Origin of the sequence: Aurantimonas marianensis, from assembly GCF_024195285.1 — a bacterium.
In the GTDB taxonomy this organism is placed as follows: Bacteria; Pseudomonadota; Alphaproteobacteria; order Rhizobiales; family Rhizobiaceae; genus Aurantimonas; species Aurantimonas marianensis.
In genome coordinates this window covers 1-2,554 of the sequence record NZ_JALHBS010000078.1, presented here as the reverse complement: position 1 = coordinate 2,554, position 2,554 = coordinate 1, and the positions used below count along the sequence as shown (strand labels likewise).

Annotated in this window: 3 protein-coding genes; 1 reads left to right on the top strand and 2 read right to left on the bottom strand. The window is 57.1% G+C overall.

The window, feature by feature from the left end; all coding sequences use genetic code 11:
- Window positions 1–833, top strand: an 833-nt coding sequence (pqqE, locus tag MJ956_RS12830) for a pyrroloquinoline quinone biosynthesis protein PqqE (protein ID WP_253964848.1), incomplete at its 5' end; no start/stop codon positions are given.
- Window positions 834–845: 12 nt separating this feature from the next.
- On the opposite strand, the gene MJ956_RS12825 is transcribed toward pqqE, so the two are convergent.
- Both MJ956_RS12825 and MJ956_RS12820 read right to left on the bottom strand, forming a co-directional pair.
- Entirely contained in the window at window positions 846–1,619 is a 774-nt protein-coding gene (locus tag MJ956_RS12825; protein WP_253964847.1) for an N-acyl amino acid synthase FeeM domain-containing protein, read from the bottom strand.
- Between the two features lie 96 nt (window positions 1,620–1,715).
- Window positions 1,716–2,554, bottom strand: an 839-nt coding sequence (locus MJ956_RS12820) for an EAL domain-containing protein (RefSeq protein ID WP_253964846.1), incomplete at its 5' end; no start/stop codon positions are given.

Below are 2,554 nucleotides of genomic sequence, written 5' to 3'. Positions count from 1 at the left end.
CCTCGGGGATCGGCGTTTCGGAGGCGCAGCTGGACGCCCTGTTCGAAGCCGGCTGCGACCACATCCAGCTGTCGATGCAAGGCGCCGACGCCGGCGTGACCGAGCTGGTGGCGGGCTACAAGGGCGGCTTTGAGAAGAAAGAGGCTTTCGCCCGCGCCGTGGTCGAGCGCGGCTTCCCGCTGACCCTCAACGCGGTGATCCACCGGATGAACATCCATCAGGTGCCTGACATGATCGACAAGGCCGTCGCCTTCGGCGCCAAGCGGCTGGAGATCGCCCATACGCAATATTACGGCTGGGCGCTGAAGAACCGGGCGCAGCTGATGCCGGCGCGCGAGGACGTCGACCGGACGATCGGCGAGGTGGAATCAGCGCGCGAGCGGTTGAAGGGCAAGCTCGTCATCGACGCCGTCTTCCCAGACTATTATGCGAAATATCCCAAGCTGTGTAACGGCGGCTGGGGCGCGCGCACGCTCAGCGTGACGCCGGCAGGCAAGGCGTTGCCCTGCCATGCGGCCGAGACGATCGATCATCTGGAATTCTGGTCGGTGAGGGACCACTCCCTCGCCGAAATCTGGACGTCGTCTCCGGCTTTCGAAGCCTATCGCGGCACCGCCTGGATGAAGGAGCCGTGCCGCTCCTGCGAGCGCCGGCATGTCGACTATGGTGGCTGCCGCTGTCAGGCGCTGGCATTGACCGGCGACCCGGCGAACGCGGATCCCGCCTGCGTCAAGTCCGATTTCCACGAACGGCTCGGCGAGATCGCCACGACCGAGGCTTCGACGGTGACCGATCCCGGCGCGGCGACCTATCGCGGGTTTCGGGTCGGGTAGAACATCGACGGATCAGATCGCCGATGCATCAGGGCTTCTGAACGCCGGGTCCAGGTGCTGCGCGGATTGGTTCTCTGCGTCGTTCGCAGGCTGAATGCCGAAGCGCTCTATCGTTCGCTCTGTGCCGAAGAGGGCCAACCGCTCCGCGAGAGTTGACGAAAAGATCGGATAGCGCTCGAAAACGTGGTCCTGAACTTCCTTGTTTCGAGCGCCCAGCAGCATGAGAGGGCAACTCAGGCCAGGATACGGACGGGCTTCGGCCATCGGTTGGAGCGAGCAGAAACGCTTATAGAATGCTGCGTGCTCGGGTCGAACAGTGGCGAGCATCCAATCAGCCTCGAAGTGTTCCGCCATCATGCATGCAAGTCTGATTACGGAAAATGGTACAAGAGGTTTTCGGTTTGCGAGCGGATCGATCACGAATCTGCTCGGATCTATCATCGTCTCGTCATTTTTCACTAACGGATCGAGTATGTCGCGATACGTATCGTACGCTGGACTTAATGGGGTCTCCTTCGAAAGTAGATGAATGCGAATAGATCCGACTATTGTATCTTCGGTCCGGGCACCAAAAATGATAGAATTGGGGTTATCATCGTAATTATCTGAAAATTTTTGCTCTGAAGTGGATGGAATCAAATTTTCCTTGCGGTAACAGCGATATCGCAATTGAAATACGGAATCTCGATCAGATCGATTATTTGCGATATTGTATTTAGTTTCCGAAAGGTTTCGGGAGAGTTTCTCGTGAAAATTTTGCGAATTTTTTTGCGCAGAGATTGCCATGCGATACGCCTCTACAAATAGTAAAGGCAGCTTAGCGCAATTAGTTATCGTTTTGATAACTAATATTTTCGCATTGCAATAAATGTATCGTTAGGCTTAACGGCAGCCGACGGATTGGTTCGTGGCGATCGGCTTCATTGGGTTCCCCGGGATGAGCGACGGGCCGGCCTTGAGCAAATCTCTGATCATCTCAGGGCGCAGCGGCGGCCCGTAGACGAAGCCTTGGACCTCGGCCGTGGGAATTTCCGCAATCAGGAATTCCAGTTGATCCATGCGTTCGACGCCTTCAACGACCACCTGAAGGCCGATGGTCTGTACCAGACTGAGAATGCCGCAGAGAAGGGCGCGTTCACGGTCCTTTTCAAGCGCTTCTCGAATGAATCGCCGGTCGATCTTGATCTTATCGAGGGGCAGCCGGGTGATATATTCGAGGTTCGAATACCCGGTCCCAAAATCATCAAGCGACAGGCCGACTCCCGCTGCATGCAACGCATCGAGCCGCCGGAATATATCAGGATCGCGATCAAGGAATATGTTTTCGGTTATCTCGACCTCAAGTCGCGATGGGGCGACGGAATGGCTGGCAGCAGTTCGAAGAATGACATCGACGATGTCCTCGCGGTTCAATTGGCTTGGCGAAATGTTGACTGCCACGCTCTTGTCGGCGGGCCATGTGGCTACCGCGGCACATGCCATACTTATCGTACGGTCGGTGATCGCAGGCATCAGGCCACACTCCTCCGCGACCGGCAGAAAGACTGCGGGGGAAACGGCGCCTTGCACTGGATCGTCCCATCGCAATAGCGCTTCACACGATCTGATACGGCCGCATAGCGGTTGGACGATAGGTTGGAAAACGAACGTCAGTTCATCTGAGTCGAGCGCTCTGCGCAGGCTCGACTCGATCCTCATACGCTCGACCTCGGCGTCCTGCA

Excerpts from the sequence above, each read along its gene's own strand:
- MJ956_RS12825 (WP_253964847.1), bottom strand. The coding sequence starts at position 1,619 with ATGGCAATCTCTGCGCAAAAAAATTCGCAAAATTTTCACGAGAAACTC.